Source organism: Mucilaginibacter sp. (assembly GCF_041663085.1).
Classification (GTDB): domain Bacteria; phylum Bacteroidota; class Bacteroidia; order Sphingobacteriales; family Sphingobacteriaceae; genus Mucilaginibacter.
In genome coordinates this window covers 11,160-30,643 of sequence record NZ_JBAZRC010000012.1, presented here as the reverse complement: position 1 = coordinate 30,643, position 19,484 = coordinate 11,160, and the positions used below count along the sequence as shown (strand labels likewise).

Here is a 19,484-nt window from a genome sequence, read left to right as displayed (position 1 = left end):
TACTATGTTATGCAACTGCTCTCATTTGCTTTCTTTTAACCGCTGCCGGTTTGTATGGTATTACCGCAATTGGGTAATTCATGTGGCTGCTTTCGATAGCTTCATAAAGCTCTGAACAATCTGTAATCACCGCAGCCGTGTAAAGGCAGTCCTCAATGTTAACTTCATTGTTAGCTTTAGCTGTTACATTGTAAATCATCCTGACAAACTTTGCAGTAATATCTGTGTAGACGTTCCTTTCGCTGAATTGCTCGAAGCCAAACTGGATGCAAAGATGTTCGCCATCGTCGTCTTGATCTAAAGCGAGGTAGAGAATAGGCGAAATGAGTTGTTGCTCTTTTTCACCGCCACCGATTGGTTTAGCTGTAAGGTTTATTGTGCATCTAAGGTCGTGCCTATCTACAGTAGCAATAAGGTTCTTTGCACCTCTGAGGATTTTATAATAAGCTGCTTTAACTGCCTTATTATACGGTAATGTTCGCGAATCATTGATCGTTCGTTGTTTCATGTTGTATTGGGTTTGGGTTAATGGATTTATGTTAAATGAACAATGCCTGTTGACATCGTTACCAAGCATTTAGAATGTTTTTGAGAATTGATAAGGCGCAGTACCTTTTAGAAAAATAAGGTTGATTTGGATTTACCTTTGCGGTTCATCGTCCTTTATGTGATTGGTCATGTCGCCAACCTGAACTTCCAACATCCGTTGTATGGGAACAAAGTAGGCTGAATCATGATATTCCTGGTCTTCGAACGCATTGTAAAGGATGCATTCTTTTCTAAACCAAGTGTATTCCATCAGGTCTTGCACCATAGGCCATAGGACTAAGATGTATACGCTCTCTGCCGGTGTCTCTTTAATAATTGTTAATTCTGCTGCGTTCATGGTTTATATGGATTTATAAAGTGTGAATGAATTGAGATTTTTGATAAGCCAAAACCGCTTTGTGGAACCCTGCAAGGCTCGGTTGCTTGGCAACCTCTGTGATGTATGGGGTTAGATGAAACTCGCGAAACAGAGCTCGTATGGCATCTTCATGAGGAGAATTCTCAAATTGGTATACTATGTTGATTTGGTAAACAAAGTCACATTCGATGTCCCACCAAAAAGTTGAGGTAAGAAAGCTGTAGATAGTAAATGGATTCTCATTGTCGTGTTTATAATCCCGTTCATAGCAGGTCTCCCCTGAATTGGCATAAAGTTCCTTTACTTTCCTGAGCACGCACTCATATTGGATGATTCTTGTGTCGATGAGCTGTTTGTGGTTATTAGCATGTGATAGTTTACTCACCTTTTTCCAGCGTTTTGAAATAGGGTAAACTTTAGAGTAAGTAGGTGTCGTTATTGGGATTTCGTTGACTTCTGAGATCTCTTTCATGTGTTTTGGAGGTTTTTGGTGGTCGTTTATGGTTTGATTTTGGTTTGGGATTTTCGAAATGGATTATACGTAGGCAGTATTCATTGCACCTTGTGCAAGCTTTTGAGATTTCTTCCGATAGGAAGAATAATTCGGCGTTCATGGCAGCTTGGCTGCGTGAACACTTCGCTATATATTTCGTTTTCCTACGAGATTAGGTTGGGGGGGTACAATCAGAACTCCAGGTGTGTGCAGAACACTCCCAATAATTTTTCTCAGACATGAGTTTCTTATAGCAGACGCAACTAATGTTGAAAGGCCAGGGGGGCGTATTTATGGGGAGGGGTGTATTCTAATAGCGCTTTGAGTTGATAGTTTTAATTAATAGCTTTAGAAAATAAACCTTAAACCCTTATCTCATCATGGATGTCATTTTCCCCTTATTGTTAGTTCTTGCTATTTCTATCGTTGTGTTTCTTGTATTCAGGGCTGTTATGCTTTGGTATTGGAAAATAGATATAATTGTTAATGAGCTGGAGGCTATTAAGCATCAAGTGACCGCTCAAAATGAATATCATCGTAAACAAATAAGAATTGATTATTACAAAGCGAAAGTTCTAGGGGATAAACAAGGCGCATACGAAAGCTTGCTAGAAATAGTAATTGATGATTTGTTAAAGGATGGATTAAAGAACGAACAGCGAGAAAATCGTTATGTTCAAATTCAAAAGAAGCATATTGAAAATTTTGAAAAGCTGGGTTACTCGTTCCCTGAATACTCAACGCTGTTTGATCGATGACCTATAAAGAACTATTACAGGACAGCAACTGGCTACTTAAGCGGCAGGTAGTTTTTGAGCGAGATAACTTTTCGTGCAGTCATTGCAATAATAAAAAAGTTTTGGAAAACACTTATTGTGGCGTGCTACGATATCAATCTAACTATCAAGAATCAATGATATTTAATTATATTGGTATTGACAACGATAAAAAGATTTTTAGAAAGCCTACCATAATCAAACCGAGTACATCTTTGCTATCAGTTTATAAGCAACCATTTATAGGATATGTTGATACTGAATCGGTAAATTATAAGTTTGCTAAAGTAATTGCGATAAAGGATAGTAGCGTGAAGTTTGAAAGTACTAACCCTTTCTTTTTTCTTGATCCACTTTTAACTGAAAAATTAGAGGCATCCATGAAAGATTTAACACAACCGTTTTGGCGGTTTGTTTCAGGCTTGCATGTGCATCATAGTTATTATCAGAAAGGGAGGTTGCCGTGGGAGTATCCTGAAGAATCTTTTCAAACATTGTGCTGGCAATGCCATGAAAATCTACACAGCAATAGTAAAGTTCCATATTTAAATGAACAAGGTCGTGAGATCGGACTACTAACACCTTGTTATAAGTGTCATGGCGCCGGCTATTTCCCAGAATATAAACATGTGCAGGCAGGAATCTGCTTTAGCTGTCAAGGTGCTAAGTACGTTGAGTTAATTGACAAAGGCTAGCCGAACTATTTTTTTTACAAGGTACTTTTCGAAAGTTACCTTATAAATGAATGTGGGATTGCGTTATTGGCGTGCAATCGGATTCTCTGTAAACAAAAAAGCTGCACATAGGCAGCTTAGAGTGTTATTTAATTTGAGATACATGATTCGCTTTTAATAGCAATTCAACCTTTTCGATTCTCTTTGTAATCAACATCAAGTTTGTTGTTAATTCGACATTTGTATTAATCTGTAGTCTCCATTCTTCTAAAAGGAACTCAATTTTCTTTTTTAATTTATTTAGTTTCATTATGATAGCTGATGTATTAATTGTTTATGCTAATTATCTAAACGGATGGATGCATTAAACATCCTTTGTTGGATCTAAAGAATTCGTAAAACAACAAAAGGGAAGTGTTGTAGATGAACTGTATATCAGATATTTACTTACGTAAAGATACGAAATTTAAAGAGCTTAGGCAAGCAATATATTTTATATTATTTACTATAAGGACTTGCATATTAAAAATAGCAGCCAATCTATTTACTATAAGTTACCATTCGACTTGCTTTTCATTATCATTAATAATTAACTTCGAATGTTGCCTTTTAAATGAATGTGGTTGACCTGTTGTCAAGATATCATCTCAAACCTTGCTTAACAACAAAGGCTATTTAATGCTCAACTAATAGCAAAACGTGTGTTTTGTCAACAAAAATGGCAAATGGTGTGGTTTTGCTCAAGAACAAGTAAAAGCACTGGTTTATGGTTTATAATAACCAAAGTCTATGTTAAACAAGAAAACCTGCTTTAAAGGCAGGTTTTAATTGTTGTTGAACGTTTTCCAAATTCCGAATAGGTCCTTTCATATTACCTATAGTAACAACATATTTTCATTTTCTGGAAAATGGCAATTTCCCAGTTTGCTATGCAGCTTCCTTTACAATGAAATTTAGTTTAGTAATTTCATATGCTGGCTTTAAATTACCGGCATCATCTTCTTTCTTGCATTGATGCAGTTCAAACAAGCCAAGTTCCTTAAGTTTCTCGACAGTTGCGATTTCGCGCTTTCCATCAGCTTTTCTTATCCGTAGCTTGTCGTAAAACTCTTGCAATTTAATTTTCATATCCTTTCTTATGTATCGTTCACCTAATTGGTATTCATCTATTAGCATTAACCGTAGTTTTGCTTCTGCATTTTGGTTGCTTGTTTGTATTAGTTTAGCTTTCATTGCTTTGTTGTTATAATTAAGATTTCTAATTTCTTTTAGTCCAAGTTGCTCATACGCCTCAAATAGAATAGGACACTCTTCCTCATAACCTCTTATAGTTTCGGTAACGACTCCGTATTCATATTGACTTTTGTTAATCTTAAACTCCTCCAGGCGCTCTACTATTTGCATATTGATTTCTTCTTGGGACTTTCTTTCCCGAACGACTGGCTCAAGGTCAAACTTTTTAAACTCGGTATCGTAGTTTATACTCTCCCAAGTCTTTTTGATGGTATCTGCATTGTTATAATGCTCGCGGCACCATGCTGCACAAATTAATTGGTCATGCTTCATAGGGTAGCGAACCCTGTAATTGCTTCCATCCAAACGTGAAAAAGGCTTAACTAAATCAACAATCTTACCATCATCAGCAAAACTCTCTGTGTTACATAATTTAATATGATGATTGTGATATTTAATATGGTTCGTAGCATTAAACAATGCGGAGCTTTGTATCTCTTCAAAGGTTCTCATATCGCCCTTACATAAGTTGTTAGTGACATGGTAAATCTTATTAGGCGTTACTTTTGATCTTCCCACGGCCTGGTAACCCTTGTATGGTATTCCAATCATTGTATGTGGTTGATGAACATCGGTTACTAGAATGATGGTAGCGGTTTCATCCTCGTCTAGATTCCATCCTTCATTGTATCGAGTAGTAAAAAAGTTGAATTTCTTAAACTCCTTTTTGCGCGGAAGCTCTTTGTGAAATACACTTGCTTCCTTAAGGTTTTCGATATTGCGTCGCTCGTCCCTGCAATATATATTGACATCTGTTACTCCGGCTGACATAACTACTTCACCCGAACTGGTTACTGAAGGATAGAAGATATAAACGTTGCCGGGGAACATTTCAGGTGTTTTTAGCATATGTAAAAGCACAGCCTTAGGATCGTGTTCATTTACTATCGTAATCTTACCAAATTTCTCTTTAAATAAGATTTTGTAGTGAGGCAATGCTAAAATCTTTGGGTCACTGAACAGAAAAGGCGATGCAGAACCCATAGCCATATCCTTAAACTCCCAGATCAAATCTTCGTCAAATGGAATCAATATATCTTCTCTAAAACTATCCGTGACGTAACAGTGCACTTCGTCAAGATATAGGAAGAAGTTATTGAATAGCCATTGTAATTGTTCGTTCGTAATGGCCGCTGCAATTATCTTATTAAAACTTTCTGGTGTGGTTACTAATCTTTTATATTGCGCATCAGAATTTAGGTAGTCTGCAATCATCTCGGGTGTAACCCCTTTTTTAATCTCAAAAAGATTAAGGTAGGGATATTGCTTTAACGCATCTTCAATTATAGGAACTGAAGGGATTACACTAATACTATGCCTTTCGTCATGGAAGTTGGTATAAGTAATGCCTAATCTAGTTTTGGTTTTATCAATAAAACCGTTGGGAACTCGTTTGTTCGGGAATGCAACATTGAAATTATCAGTTAATTCAAGGTTGATGTAAATTGTTTGTTGGTACACTTCATTGTATATAAAAAGTAAAGCAGGGTGAATCTGTTGCCTGGGTGTATCTATTGAAGTGGTGTATCTAATATACCAACGATATGTTTTTTGGAAACCTAAAACCAACAAAAAGCCAATTTACATTGGCTTCTGTACCCTGCTTAAGAGTTATATATCGTTTCGAATTGTTAAGACAAATATACGAAAATTAATTGACATTTACAAATATATCACTGATTATCAGTTATTTAAACAATAAACTTCTGCAACTCATATTTTTCATTATGCAAGAGTCAAGAGCTGATTGAAGACTGTGATATTTAATTCTTAAATTATTTTAATTAATAATTTGCAACTTATTCTAATAATACTACATTTGCAGAACCTAAACCATCAAAATCAATCATGACGCAACCTCTTCTGGTTGTTGTACCAATCACCAAGGCAAAATAATAATTCGTTCTTTGACATCTTGAATAAACCCATAATAATTTTTATTCATGGAAATTAAAATTTGAACCTTGCAAGTGATAGCTACGCTTGTGAGACTTCCTATATACAGTTTAGAATGGCAATTCTAGGCGAGGGGGCTATTAAAGTTATCCCTGTTATGCTGTGCCAATCAGCATTATCGGTACCGATTAAATAACTGAAAAAATCATTTATTTAATTAATTAAAACATGTTAACAAACAAATCTGAAGTCAACGACTTGGCTTCTACATCAATAACAAATTCAGCAAACTTATCTTATAATCAGAAGCAACGCTTTGCTGTACTGCGGAACATATTCCCAGACGATTCAAGTACTTATGAACTAATAACGCTATTAGAACCGCGAGGTGAAAATAGTTATCAGAAAGTAAGCGAAAAACTGCAAAATATTATGAAAGCTGACTATCTCACACAGAGATATCATGACCTGCTTTCCGAAAACTTTGAAGTTGGTGTTACCTATACCGAAAATCAAGTTATGGGTATCATTGGTGCTCTGAGACGAGATATTGATCTCGATACTTACTTAACAGGTATCAAGAAAAACTCCCTTCGAGACTTGTTCTCTGTGTTTTTGGTAAAAACGGAGATTGATGAAATTAGTTCAGACCTTGAACAAGCTGCAAAGCAGAAAAAATCGATAAGAGGATATACACCTTTATTTAAACTTAAGCCTGAAGATGAATAAACTCAAGCCCATCCCTAATAAGGATGGGCTTTTTTGTTTCATTATTAATTACAACTGCGGTGCTGCATCTCTTAGTTCCTCGCTGTTAAACTCTCCAAGACTACGCAAATATTTTAAAGTTACGATGATATTAGAGTGTCCTAAAAGTTTTTGAAGTAAGTAAACATCCTTTGTTTTCCTATAAACCTCTATGGCAGCTGTGTGTCGAAACGAATAAATAGTTTGATTTTCAAATATCAATCCTAACTCAAACATTTTCTTATAAGCCCTTGACCAGGCAGTGTTGAAATAGGATTCATTAAAAGGTTCAATTTTTAAACTAAAAATATTATCCCTCCTACTCAAGTTTGAAAGAATAGGCACAAGCTCCTTTCGGGCGTAATCCGGAATGTACACTACCCTGACCTTTCCTCCCTTATTTTCATCACCCGATAAATGTATTTCAGTCCAGTCTTTCTTAAAATCATTAAGTGTCAGTAGCCTAACTTCTTCGTGCGGACGAAGCCAGGAACTATAGGTAATTAGGCAGCATAAGTACAGGTTGGGATAGTGGGTTTTTAAATAATTAAGAATTGGCTTTACCTGGGACCTCTCATAAGCTTTATGTAATTTGGCTTTAGCTTTCCTGCGTTTAGTGTCTTTTACTGTTTTTAATTCTTTGTTGTCAAGCCTTCCTGCAGCAGAGATTATTACACCTAAGTTTCTTCGCTTATTCATGTAATATGTTCCTGACGAGCCGAATCGAGAGAGGAATTTCTCAATTCTAATGCTGGCAACATCATTGATAGGGCCATTTGCTTCACTAGGAAGCATAAAATCCCTGAAGTCTCTGTAAACGCTCTTAAGATCACGCTTATATGTTCTGCTTAAATCAGAACGTAATTTTTCCTTAACAGCTTCAAACAATAATTTTATAGCTGATAACGAAACCGTAAGTTCTTTGATATTTTGATGTAGTGGGGTATCATCTTTAATTATAGGGTAGATGCCGGCTTCTAACGATTTGTGTATTTCAAATTGCAGCTTCTTAAGTAGCTGACGTTTTTCATCTAAAGACTTCGCACGATTAGGATTAATTTTCAATCCAACATTTTTACCATGATACTGCTTTTGTATTTCGTTGTTAAAATAAAATGTAATGTAAGAGCGATGATTTAAATCATCATTAGTGACAATAATTGGTTCTGTGTAATCGGAGATTTTTATGGACATCTTGGCGCACTTTTGGCGCACTTTCGAACTAAAATCGTAAAAAACGCCTTAAATACGCTTATTCAGTCGGTAGAGCAAAGGACTGAAAATCCTTGTGTCGCTGGTTCGATCCCAGCTGATACCACAAAACAAAAGCCTCTTAGAGAAATCTGAGAGGCTTTTTTGTTACATGTGCAGATGGCCAATGCTAAAGATGTTGGACCAACTGGAAAAAAGATCCGGGTTATTTCCCCCTAAAGACCTTTCCAAAATAAGGTATTTGGATGGAAATATTTCCACGAATGCCAGTACTCCTGGTACGACTGCACCTTGCTTAACCGGCTACCTTTAAGCGCCCCTGATGTTGAAAGGCCATCCCAATCCCATAATGAAGCGGTTTCCAGATCGGTTAGCTGCCCGGATTTATCCAGGTTAAAATGTAATACTTTTCCGTTTACTGATGTATTAAAACTATGATACGTAAGGCTATCTTTCTCTAAAGTAAGCAATAGGTTGGTTTGGTTAAAACTATCGTTCAAAAACCGTTTTTTAAATAATCTACGCCAATCGTAAGCTTTTGCCTGCCCGTTTACAACAAGGCCAACCACCCAGCTTTTACGCATAAGGGAATCTTTATTCTTGAGGGTGCTGTCTTTATCTACAGCTTGTAGTCTGTCGTAGTTTTTAAGGTCATTATAATCACTTAAGTAATGATTATCGGGTTGTAATATAAGCGAGCCGGGGTGCTTACCTATCCATGCGGCCAGGGTTGATTGTTCATAAGGGATCTCTTGCAACTGGCTGCCTTTTAATTCCCCCACTGCCGCCTTGCCGTTGGCCTGGTACCACCACGTTTTTGTTGCTTCGTCTTCAATAACGGCATTATAATGCCTTGCACCTACCAATCTGAAGTTTTGCCTTGTGCCATTAATTACAGGGTTGTACACCCTGCCGCTGCGGCACATGGTGCAATATGTAACCAATACAGGCTGGTTGCCTACATCATCCTGTATTTTATGATGATAGCCCAAATAATTTAATGGGTAAGCTTTGGCCACACCGTTGTTAACTATCCCGATGATAACAGTACTCTCAGGCACACTGTTATGAATAAAATTAGCGAACTTAATGGTTTGCGGTTCCTCAAACATCCGCTCTGCCCGGAATTTAAAATCGGTAAAATAAAAGCTACCCAAACCGAGCACCAAAATGGATGTTTTAATGATTTTACCACGGCGGGAATCATTAGTAAAATCGGCAATAACGTACCATACAATTAACAATCCGCCTAAAACACGTAGGGGTGTTACTATCTTTTCAAGATAATAGGAAACGGTAATAGCATTTAAATTTTGGCTTCCCGGGAAAGGCATGAGTAAATAAGCATGAACTAAACCGGGTAATAATAAGAATGCAAATCCCCACCAAAAAAGGTAAGGCTTAGCAAGGCTTTTACCCACGGTATTTTTTACATACATATTTTGTACCGCAGGCACAGATTCATTATGCATTGAGATCATAATAAAGGTTACAATAATTAAAACTTACAGCAAAATTGGCACTGCTGTAAATTAAAAGGGTAATAATAAGCAGTAATATACGGCTATCTCCGGCATATTACTGCTTTAATTTTTTACTTATTCTGATGCGGGCGAACTCCAGCCCTCGCCCCATGCGAGGCCACCCGGTTTAACTTTATTTGTTAAAAGCTTATCATACTTAGCTTTTTGAACAGGGGTTAATTCTGCTTTAATTTTTTTTATGGTTTCGGTGCGTAAGGGTTTTATTGCAACCATCATTTTTGCGTTATCGCCATGCTCATCTTTCTTTATTTTTTCAAATTTTTGTGATGATTCATTGTAGATAGCCGATATTTTATCTGTTTGTTTATCGGTAAGTTTTAATTGCTTTTGTAGCTCTTTAGCTTTTTCTGAAGAAGCTGTCTGCGCGCTTACAGCTGTTGCAAAGCCTATGATAAGGCCACATAACATTATTATTTTTTTCATGCTTTAGTTGTTTGGTTATTAGATATTTAAATATACTTATTTTATTTAAGTTTTGCAGTCATTGGCATACAAAGCGGGTCTTGCTTATCAATAAAAGTTAGTTTAGCCAATTTGTTAATTTGATATTTGTTATTCCCCTCCGTTATCTGCAAAAACTGATTTGGCAATACATTTTTAAAATGCTGTATAACATTGCTTCCCGCCCATTTTATTTCAATTTCGTCAATAACGGTTGCTTTTCCGATACCTATTTCCTGCTTTAATGGCGATGCGCCAAAGCTCCCACCCGAATTTACATCTTTATAAACAGATCTTCGCACACCGTTGTCGGTGAATGTTAGTTTTATATGGCTGCCAATTGCGGCTTTATTTGCCTTTACACCTTCCAGCTTAAGGCTTATCCAGTTGTTGTTATTATTGTTGGGATTTAAATATAACGAACTGGTGTATGAGTCGCCGATGTAGGCGCCGCCCATTTCGGCAAAAATATCCTGCTTGCCTACGTTCCTCAAGTCGGCAAAAGCAATACCATGCCCTTTTTGCAGGTTACCCATATGGGATGCCGTGGTAATATCTTCAAACTTCTTACCACCAACGTTTCTGAAAAACTTATTAGGCACTAATGATCTGAAATCGGGGTTGCCTGTTCCAAAATACATATCCAGGTAGCCATCGTTATCAATATCACCAAAGTTGGCCCCCATACTGTAAACCACTTTATCAAGGCCAGCCTCTTTGGTTACGTTAGTAAACTTTCCGTTATGATCATTTCTGTATAAAAATACATTGCCTGCATCGGGTATAGGTTTCCCTAAGGCTTCCGCTGCTGCATAGTATGACAGCGCATGCTCAAACTTATAATCGCATACGATGATATCCTGCCAGCCATCATTATTGTAGTCGTAAAACCAGGTAGTAAAGGTACGCTCTGTATTTCCGGCTATACCGGCCAGTTCTGTTACATCTTCAAAATCAATACCACTGCCTTTTTTACCCTTGTTTTTAAGCAAGTGTTTTTTCCCATCCATGGTAGAGATAAATACATCCATCCATCCGTCGTTATTATAATCGGCAGAGGTAACACCTTTTACAAATGCGCTTATATCAGCATGCGCGGCCTTTGCAACATTGGTAAATGTACCATCGTGGTTATTGACATACAACATGCAATTAGACGGCCTGCTGTTAATATCGTAGTTATGGCTTTCGGTACCTATAAAAACATCAAGCCACCCATCATTGTTAAAATCGGCCCAGGTAGCTGCCTGTGTAGGATGAAAAAACATCAGGCCGCTTTCGTTAGTAACATCTGTAAAGGTTCCGTCGCCATTGTTGCGCAGCAATGAGCTTGGCTGGTCGCCAAAGCCTTTATCAAGCCATGCACCACGCAGCACAAATATGTCTATATTCCCATCATTGTTGTAATCAGTTTGCTGAATGTTTAGCCCGCCTGTAATACCCGTTAAATTAGCCCGTTCGGTAACATCGCTAAATGTGCCGTTTCGGTTATTCTCAAAATAATGCATAGGGTCGCTCAGGTCCCATGCAGAAGTTACTATATCCAGGTACCCATCGTTGTTAAAGTCATCTACAATTACACCACCGGCCCTGCCGTTGGTGTTAAGCCCCAAGCTTTTGGCTATATCTTTAAATGGTTTTACATCAGTTACATTTGTTTCATTAAGCCCGGGAATCAGTAAATCTGCCGGTACATTTTGCGGGTATTGCCCTAATGTCATGTAAGCAATGTTGATCAGCCACCTCGACTCCAGATCATTCGGGTTTATTTTCAGTAAGGTTTTGTATGTTTCAATAGCCTTGGTTGAGCCGGTTTTGATAATATGCACCCCATCATCCTTAATAGGAAATATGCACGACGAACCAGTGTGGTTTAACATACAATTGCTGCGTTCGCCTAAGCGCATGTAAGCTATACCGGCATTATCCAATACTTCGTCTGTGGTCATAAAATCCATTTGGTTCATGACCTTTTCATATTGCTTTACGGCTTCCTGTTCTTTACCGGCCTCTAATAATAACGCACCTTTTGTTGAGAGCAGTTCCCTGTCCTCTGCAGCGGGGGTTGCTTTAATAAACGAATCCAGATATGCTATTTTAGGTTCCGCGTTAAACGGATTTTCGATATTGGTGTTTTTCCGATGGATCGCCTGTAGTGTAGCGATCATTTGGTTATGAGAATTTGATCGCCTTTTTACAATCAGCGTAAACCCCAGCGCTGCAAATACTGCAAGCGCAAGGATGATGATTTTTAGTTTTATGGTCATGTTGTTTCAGGTAAGCAGATGGTTTTTTTATTTATATACACTTGATTGATAACCTTCTTGCATACAATACGGTGTAGATGCCCTGTCTATATAGTCCGTGGTTATTGCTGGCGCGCTGTTATCGTAATGCCGCTTGCGGAGCAGTTTGCCTGACGCATCATAATTGATATACCTGCTTGTAGGATATTTTAACAAACCGATAATACCCGGCAAATGATCTTCAAGTGCTATAAAGCATAAAACAATCAATAAAAAAGTAAGTAAATGGGGATGCATACGGCAATTTGCCGCTTATGGTAATAAGCAGTAAAAAATGCATGTAGGTTAAGGCAGCAGCTTATAGCTGTACCTGTTATACATTCCCGTGAATTACAATAATTGGATTATGCCCGGGCGTCTGGTGGTTGTGCCGGTGCAGAAAAATAGGTATTCAGTACTTTTGGTGCTACATAAACAAGCTGCGTGCGTGTTGATCTTGCAGGCACCGTAAGGTCAAATAACGCAATGGTGTAATTATAGTCGTTATCCAACCCTGTTTTTTTAACAATCGGCAGATGGTTTTTTTTGGCAAGCGGTGTATCGCTTATTTCTTTAGCAGTAATAACATTATCATTTACCAGTTTGGTTTTTGTGTAATTGGGTATACACTTCACGTACATGGTATCTCTTGTCATTTTAAGGGCTACGTAGTTATAGCAGCTGCCTTTTAGCTGGATCTGGCCTGAGATATTTTCGTATTGGCGTTGTTCCTGAACGTAAGGCATCCGCACAGGGATCTTTATTTCTACCAGTTCATCGGGCCTGTAATAACCTTTGCTTATTTGCTCGTTGGCAAACCGGTCTGATGCTTTTATAAAATATTGAAACAATAACATATACCCGCCCATGTTAAACACAAGCACGGCAAGCATGAATATTGCAAAAATCTTTTTCAACTATTACGGTTGTATACTTTGGTTATATAAACCTAGGTAATAATAGTTTAATTTCCAAAATGAAACTATTATTAGAGCCTTTTTATCATATAAGGATGTTAAACGGACCATTTTCATAACCCGGGTTATAGAACAGCAAAACGAAAATCTTAATTCTCGTTAATTTGGTCGCAGTTAATACCACAAAAGCCTCTTAGTATTTAACTTAAGAGGCTTTTTGTTTATTTGCAGAGTGGTTTATAAAACATCCTTAATAGGGATGCGGATAATATTCATTCTCAACGGTTCCATCTTCGTATAAGCGCAGCATGGCATAGCCCGGAGGGGTTTCAAAATAATAGCCGGGGCCGGCCGACTCTTTATCGCCTTTACCCCACCAAAAACCGCTCATGGCCCCGTTGCAGCAATATAAAACGCCATTGTACAAGGTATGGTCAGACAAATGATTATGCCCGCTTAAGCATATCCTTACTTTATCGCGATGTTTGTAAAACAGGTCCTTTAGTTTCTTATGATCAGAATGGCCACCGCCTACCAGCACCTGGGTGGTGCCCAAAATAGGGTAATGCGACATGAGCAATACAAACTCATTTTGAGGGATATTCTCCAGTTCGGCCTGTAGCCAGTTAAACTGCTCCTCATCAAGGGATATGTTGCTGTTATTGCCATCAAGCACAATAAAATGCCAGTTCTTATTGGTGAAGCTATAATACCGGTGCGGAATCTTTAACCGTTTAACCACATATTCCTTGCCGTACATGGCATCCTCTTTTGATGGCGCTTTCCACCACGAATCATGGTTGCCAATACAGCTATGTACTTCGTATTTATCAAGCATGGTTATGCATTCATCCCAAATACCCCATTGCCGGATAACCTGGTCATACGTTACATTATCATACGATGCATCGTTGATAGAATCGCCCCCGTTTAAGAAAAAATCGGGCTTATGTTTGGTTATTATATGCTTCAAACAATTTTTAAACCTCGCCGGTGCGTTGTCGCCCTCCCTGATATGTACATCGGTAATGTGGGCCACATTAAGCGCCAACTTTTTACCTTTTTTATCCTCATTACTATTTTCGGAAGCTAAGGCAGGCAGCCCACCTGTGGCTATTATACCGGTGGCTACGCCTGCGGCTTTTAATAAAGATCTTCTGTTCAATTTCATCACATTTTGTTCTGCATCATAAAATATTTACCCGGCAGGTAAAAGTATCTGCCGGGTAAATAAAGTTACATCAGGGTTTAAGCAACCACATTACCCCGTTAATATTATCACCGCCGGGATATTGCCTGTTTATAGCATCCACAAGGTTTTTTTGGTTAAGCCTCGATTCGCTATCCGGGTACATCCAGCGTTTTGGGATTACGCCTCCATTTAAAATACCGCCACCAGATACATCAAAAACAGGGTAACCGGTACGGCGCTGTTCATAAAACGGTTGGTAACCACTGTTCATAAATGATGCTATATACTTTTGAGTAATAATGTTTTTAATGGGATTGGCTGCACCCTGTAATTTTACACCGGTTTGTGCCTGGTATGTATCAATAGTTGGCTGATCAATACCGTAAAACAGCATCGAAGCCTGTATCCCTTTATTATAATAATCACTGGCAGTACCGGTTATCCAACCTTTAACTACACCTTCTGCCAAAATAAATTGCACCTCGGCATACCCTAGCGCGATGCTGGGTTCATTAATCGGGTCTTTATAAAAACGAGGGTTAATTCTCGAAACCGTGCCCGCAAGTGCCCGCCCCCTATTAGTTGCAATAGGAGCACTACCATTTGCGCCACCATAGGCATTAAAATCTGTAACCGGCAAGTCTGCAAATTTCGATGCTTTATCTGCAAAGCTAAACAAGCGGGTATCATTTAAAGACTTCAATAAATCAATAAAGGTTTCGTCCATATACTCAGCCGTTTGTATATCATTGCTGTTAAAATATGGATACCGGTTAGCATCTAAATTATAAAAGGTTAGCTTAACATTATCAACATTGCCGGTTAAAATAGGATACTGGGCGGGGTTGCTCACAATATCGGCAAAGCGTTTTTTAATATCAAGGGCGGGGGTATTAGGCTCTTTTATAGACAGGCTCATTAAAACCCTTAATGATAATGAATTGATGGCCTTTTTCCATTGCTGCATATTACCGTTAAATACAATATCGCCTTGTATGGGTGTTGTACTGGCCGTTATCAGGTCGTTAGCCGCTTTCAGATCATTCAGTATACTTAAATAAATATCCTGCTGTTTATCGTAAACCGGTGTATAATTCCCCTCGTCACCTTTTAAGGCCGCCGAATATGGGATGTCGCCAAATAACTGGGTGAGCCTTAAAAAATACCATGCCCTAAAAAATTTACCAATAGGCACGTATTCCGGTTTGTTTAATGCTGTGGCGGCTTGTTCCATTTTTAATACTTGAAGCAAATTGTCATAATCATTATAACTATTCCTTGACCAACCATAGTATTGCGATAGGGATACGCCATCGGTATTTATCATTTGGCGGCATATAAGCGCATTATTGATATCGGTAGACTGAAACGCGCTTTGTTCAATTGAATTCAAAAGCAAATCGGGCGTGGCCTTAGTTGCTTTATTAGGGTCTGTTTGAAATTCGCTAAATTTTTTACATCCCGCTTGCAGTAAAGCTATTCCTACAAGCAATATTAAGATTACTTTTTTCATATAAATATTTTACTGGTTAGAATTTAAAGTTTGCGTTAAAACCAATTGTACGTGTTGATGGAGTTTGAAGATTATCAACTCCGGGGTCTGGATCTATGTTAGGTATCTTTGAAAACAATAACAGGTTACGGCCCACCGCTGATAGTGTAATACCCTTTATTAATGTTTTATTAAACATTTTGGAAGGCATCTGCCATGTTAACGTTACCTCGCGGAGTTTTAAAAAGGTTTGCGAAAAATAATTGTAGTTATTATAAGCACCGTTACTTGTAGTGGTCATATAATCAATATAGTTTACCGCTTTTGTATTGGGCGCAAATACACGGGTATCTGATGTGATATTACCATTTACATCATAAGTAGCGCTACCAGAGACAACCACAACACCTTTACCTACAAAGGTTTCCTGGCCGTTATTAGCATCTATACGGTATTGGTTTAACGTACCCGGATTGGTACCGCCCCACCACATTTTTTGGTTTGTGGTAGAGTATAACATACCACCAATACGGCCATCAACTAAAAACTTCAAAGAAAAGGCGTGATAAGTAAACGTGTTTTCTAAACCGTAGGTCCAGTTAGGGTCGCTGTTCCCTATAGCTCTTGGGTAGGGATCATCAACCGGGAAACCATTGCTTCCATAAATAATGTTTCCCTGCGGATCTTTTTGATAAACACCTGTAAATAATTTATCAGCACGGTCGCCTACTTTTAGGTTACCAAAATATTCCTGACCATCATAAGTTTTGGTGAGTATCCTTTTATAGGTGCTAAAGTTAGCGGCAACATCCCATCTAAAGTCTTTATTTCGTACTGGCGAGGCTGATAATACAAATTCAAAACCTCTGCGGCTATATTCTATGGCGTTGAGCTGCTGACTGCTATATCCGCTTGCTATTGATCTTTCCAGATCTAAAAGATTATTGTAGTCGCGGTTTTTATAATAAGTAGCCTCTAAACCAATACGATTATTAAAAAACTTGCTATCAATACCTATTTCCCAACTTGTTGTGGTTGCGGGAATTAAATTGGGGTTTTTCTGTGTGCTGCTATAGGTTAACGATGGCAAATTATTCCATGTGGTACCGGTATCATACGTTAACAGGTAACGATAAGTATAGGGGTCGTTTGGGTTTAAATTGCCTGCCGAAACTTTTGAGAATCCCCCTCGTGCTTTTAAGTACGTAAACCATGTTGGTAGTTGTGTTAATGATGATATTACAACCGATGTGTTTATTGAGGGGTAAAAGAAGCTGTTATTCTTTACGGGTAACCTTGATATAATATCATTTCTGCCTGTTGCAGATACATAAATAGCATTTAAAAATTCCAGATCTAATGATCCATATACGCTGCTTGTTCTACGTTGCTCTAAAAAGTAATTACCTTTAATAGGGTTGGCTGAATTACCGAGATTATAAAGCCCCGGTACAGTTAAGCCGTCGGTAGCAATGGAGCCATACCTTTGGTTACGATAATAATTTGCCCCCCCAACCAATGCGTGGATCTTAAACTTGTCAGAAAAAGTATGGTTATAATCGCCAATCAGATCTGTCGCTATGTCAAAATAATTATCGGTAGCAGCGGTGTACTGCCCGCGCGATTTATCGCCATAGCCAATGTAGCTTTTAGGCTCACTATAATCGCGAAACAGGCCGTACTGATTAATGCCATTTCTTAGTTTAACATTAAAATCTGAATTGATTTTATAATCAAGGTCAACTGACCCAAAAGTGCTGTTTTTATCATAACTCCGCAGGTATTCATAAGCCTGAAAATAGGGGTTGTTATAATACGATGTATTATAATTACGCTGTTGTACCCCCTCTTGTCCGGGTACCCAGTAATTGCGCAAGTCTTTAACACTCACATCGGCACCAGTCCATAAAACCAGGTTATATAAATAGTTAGTAGGGCCATAACCAGTTTCCGGGAAATTTTTGGTATACTGTTTATTATAGCTTAACCGGCTATCAAGGGTAAGCTTGTCGGTTAATTTATAGTTTCCCGAGATGTTAAAAGAGGTATTTTTCAAATCGGTATTTGGTACAATGCCCTGCTGATATATGTGTGAGGCCGATGCCCGAAAACTTCCCTTATCAGAGCTTTGCATAATCGTAATGTTATTACTGGAAATAAGCCCTGTCCTGAAAAAGTCTGTTACGTTGTTTTTACCTCTTGAAATAAAAGGCGTAGGTATCCGTTTTCCGGTTACCGGGTCAATCGGGCTGTCAAACTGCGGGGTTTCAAAAAAACCACTTTTTGTAGAAGGATCTTTTTTATCCAGTTCCGGGCCCCATATCCAGCCTCCGCCCTCCGTTCCACCGCCAGAACCATCTACATAGGCATATTGGCCGTAATTACCGTTGCCGTATTTGGTTTGTACCTTTGGGATACGGATAAAGCTTGGCTGAAACTCGGTTGAGGAATTTACCTCAATACTTAACTCTTTCCCTTTACCGCGTTTGGTAGTTATCATAATGGCGCCGTCTCTACCAATATTACCATACAAGGCAGCCGCGTTACCTCCTTTTAGCACACTCATGCTTTCAATATCATCCGCATTAATCTTCCACAAATCTGCTGTTTGGTCAGGTATACCATCAATTACAATAAGGGGTTTTTTACCACGCAAAGTAATACCCGGGTCCTGAAACAGGTCTGTCGAGTTGCTAATGTTAAGCCCTGCTACCCGGCCGGTTAATGAACTAATTACATTAGGTTCTCGCGCCTTAACCAGGGCCTCTCCTTTTACTTCCTGTACAGCATAGCCCAGCTTGGCTTTTTCCTTTTTTATGCCCAATGCGGTTACTACAACCTCGGTCAACCCCTTGGCATCTTCTTCCAGGGTTATATTGTATAAGTTACTTTCGGTTACGGGTACTTCAAGGGTCTTGAAACCTAAATAGGTTAAAACAAGTATGTCTCCATTATCGGCTTTGATAGAGAACCCTCCGTCCTGGCCGGTTATAGTGCCTTTATTAGTACCTTTTATTAATACAGAAACTCCTGGTAAGGTTACCTTTTTACTATCGGTAACATAGCCTTTTATAATCCGGGGAGCGCTTCCAAACATATTAGCAGAAACATTTGCTTTTTCACCAAAGGCAAACGTATTTAAAAGTACGGTAAAGCCCATAAGCAGGCCCAGGCACCGTAAAAATGAAGGAAGCAAAAAATGGGTAAAATTCTTTTTTTTCATAAACTAACTGATTTGTTATTTAATGTAAACTGTGTAGAGGATAACATTCAACCAGCACCTCGTACATGCCGGTTTTTTTTAAACACAAACCTGGCCTGTGTTTAAATCATTATGTTTTTTTTGCTATCGTTTTTTATAGTTTAAGGGTTATAATTAATTGTCATCTATTGATGGCCGAACCTTCGGCATTCAAAGTCACACAGCTCATAATGATAGGCCGGACATCCCCCTTTTTTTAACTTATAAAGCATATCAAGCACATTTTTTCATAATTAATTAAGATTTAGCAAATCTGATTTTTGTAATGTTGTGCTATTTAAATCGAGGCCTAAGTTCCGCTTATCATGTTATCTGAAAGTTAGCGTTAAATTAATAAATTAATTGAATGGTCA

The 19,484-nt window shown here is 38.3% G+C and carries 16 protein-coding genes and 1 tRNA gene; 4 read left to right on the top strand and 13 right to left on the bottom strand.

Annotation, left to right across the window (positions count from 1 at the left end):
• Positions 1-7: 7 nt before the first annotated feature.
• From WC615_RS04895 to WC615_RS04885, 3 genes are all read right to left on the bottom strand, one after another.
• Entirely contained in the window at positions 8-508 is a 501-nt protein-coding gene (locus WC615_RS04895; protein WP_372977015.1) for a hypothetical protein, read from the bottom strand.
• 132 nt (positions 509-640) lie between these two features.
• Entirely contained in the window at positions 641-886 is a 246-nt protein-coding gene (locus WC615_RS04890; RefSeq protein ID WP_372977014.1) for a hypothetical protein, read from the bottom strand.
• Positions 887-899: 13 nt separating this feature from the next.
• Positions 900-1,379, bottom strand: coding sequence for a hypothetical protein (locus WC615_RS04885; RefSeq protein ID WP_372977013.1), 480 nt, complete (start codon positions 1,377-1,379; stop codon positions 900-902).
• A 401-nt stretch (positions 1,380-1,780) separates the two neighbouring features.
• Between WC615_RS04885 and WC615_RS04880 the strand changes: the two genes are divergently transcribed.
• Together WC615_RS04880 and WC615_RS04875 are read left to right on the top strand one after the other, a co-directional pair.
• Positions 1,781-2,158 (top strand): hypothetical protein, encoded by a 378-nt coding sequence (locus WC615_RS04880; RefSeq protein ID WP_372977012.1) that lies wholly within the window; start codon positions 1,781-1,783, stop codon positions 2,156-2,158.
• Complete coding sequence (locus WC615_RS04875; protein ID WP_372977011.1) at positions 2,155-2,871, top strand: hypothetical protein; 717 nt, start codon at positions 2,155-2,157, stop codon at positions 2,869-2,871. Before WC615_RS04880 ends, WC615_RS04875 begins: the two co-directional genes overlap by 4 nt.
• Positions 2,872-3,777: 906 nt before the next feature.
• Here the strand turns inward: WC615_RS04875 and WC615_RS04870 are convergent.
• The gene (locus tag WC615_RS04870; RefSeq protein WP_372977010.1) at positions 3,778-5,604 is read right to left on the bottom strand and encodes a hypothetical protein; all 1,827 of its coding nucleotides are present in this window, start codon (positions 5,602-5,604) and stop codon (positions 3,778-3,780) included.
• Positions 5,605-6,267: 663 nt separating this feature from the next.
• Between WC615_RS04870 and WC615_RS04865 the strand changes: the two genes are divergently transcribed.
• Entirely contained in the window at positions 6,268-6,768 is a 501-nt protein-coding gene (locus WC615_RS04865; protein WP_372977009.1) for a hypothetical protein, read from the top strand.
• Positions 6,769-6,816: 48 nt separating this feature from the next.
• Here WC615_RS04865 and WC615_RS04860 read toward each other — a convergent pair whose 3' ends face one another.
• A complete protein-coding gene (locus WC615_RS04860) occupies positions 6,817-7,980 on the bottom strand; it encodes a tyrosine-type recombinase/integrase (protein WP_372977008.1) in 1,164 nt (387 codons plus the stop codon).
• Positions 7,981-8,032: 52 nt separating this feature from the next.
• Between WC615_RS04860 and WC615_RS04855 the strand changes: the two genes are divergently transcribed.
• Positions 8,033-8,104, top strand: a tRNA-Phe gene (locus WC615_RS04855).
• Positions 8,105-8,213: 109 nt separating this feature from the next.
• Here the strand turns inward: WC615_RS04855 and WC615_RS04850 are convergent.
• The 8 genes from WC615_RS04850 to WC615_RS04815 form a co-directional block, all read right to left on the bottom strand.
• Positions 8,214-9,470 (bottom strand): DUF3179 domain-containing (seleno)protein, encoded by a 1,257-nt coding sequence (locus WC615_RS04850; RefSeq protein ID WP_372977007.1) that lies wholly within the window; start codon positions 9,468-9,470, stop codon positions 8,214-8,216.
• Positions 9,471-9,596: 126 nt separating this feature from the next.
• Entirely contained in the window at positions 9,597-9,965 is a 369-nt protein-coding gene (locus WC615_RS04845; protein WP_372977006.1) for a hypothetical protein, read from the bottom strand.
• Between the two features lie 41 nt (positions 9,966-10,006).
• A complete protein-coding gene (locus tag WC615_RS04840; protein ID WP_372977005.1) occupies positions 10,007-12,250 on the bottom strand; it encodes an FG-GAP-like repeat-containing protein in 2,244 nt (747 codons plus the stop codon).
• Between the two features lie 27 nt (positions 12,251-12,277).
• A complete protein-coding gene (locus WC615_RS04835; protein ID WP_372977004.1) occupies positions 12,278-12,526 on the bottom strand; it encodes a hypothetical protein in 249 nt (82 codons plus the stop codon).
• Between the two features lie 107 nt (positions 12,527-12,633).
• The gene (locus WC615_RS04830; RefSeq protein WP_372977003.1) at positions 12,634-13,185 is read right to left on the bottom strand and encodes a hypothetical protein; all 552 of its coding nucleotides are present in this window, start codon (positions 13,183-13,185) and stop codon (positions 12,634-12,636) included.
• Positions 13,186-13,435: 250 nt separating this feature from the next.
• Complete coding sequence (locus WC615_RS04825; protein WP_372977002.1) at positions 13,436-14,356, bottom strand: metallophosphoesterase; 921 nt, start codon at positions 14,354-14,356, stop codon at positions 13,436-13,438.
• Between the two features lie 70 nt (positions 14,357-14,426).
• Entirely contained in the window at positions 14,427-15,890 is a 1,464-nt protein-coding gene (locus WC615_RS04820; protein ID WP_372977001.1) for a SusD/RagB family nutrient-binding outer membrane lipoprotein, read from the bottom strand.
• Between the two features lie 16 nt (positions 15,891-15,906).
• Positions 15,907-19,092, bottom strand: a complete 3,186-nt coding sequence (locus WC615_RS04815; RefSeq protein WP_372977000.1) for a SusC/RagA family TonB-linked outer membrane protein — start codon at positions 19,090-19,092, stop codon at positions 15,907-15,909.
• Positions 19,093-19,484: the final 392 nt, after the last annotated feature.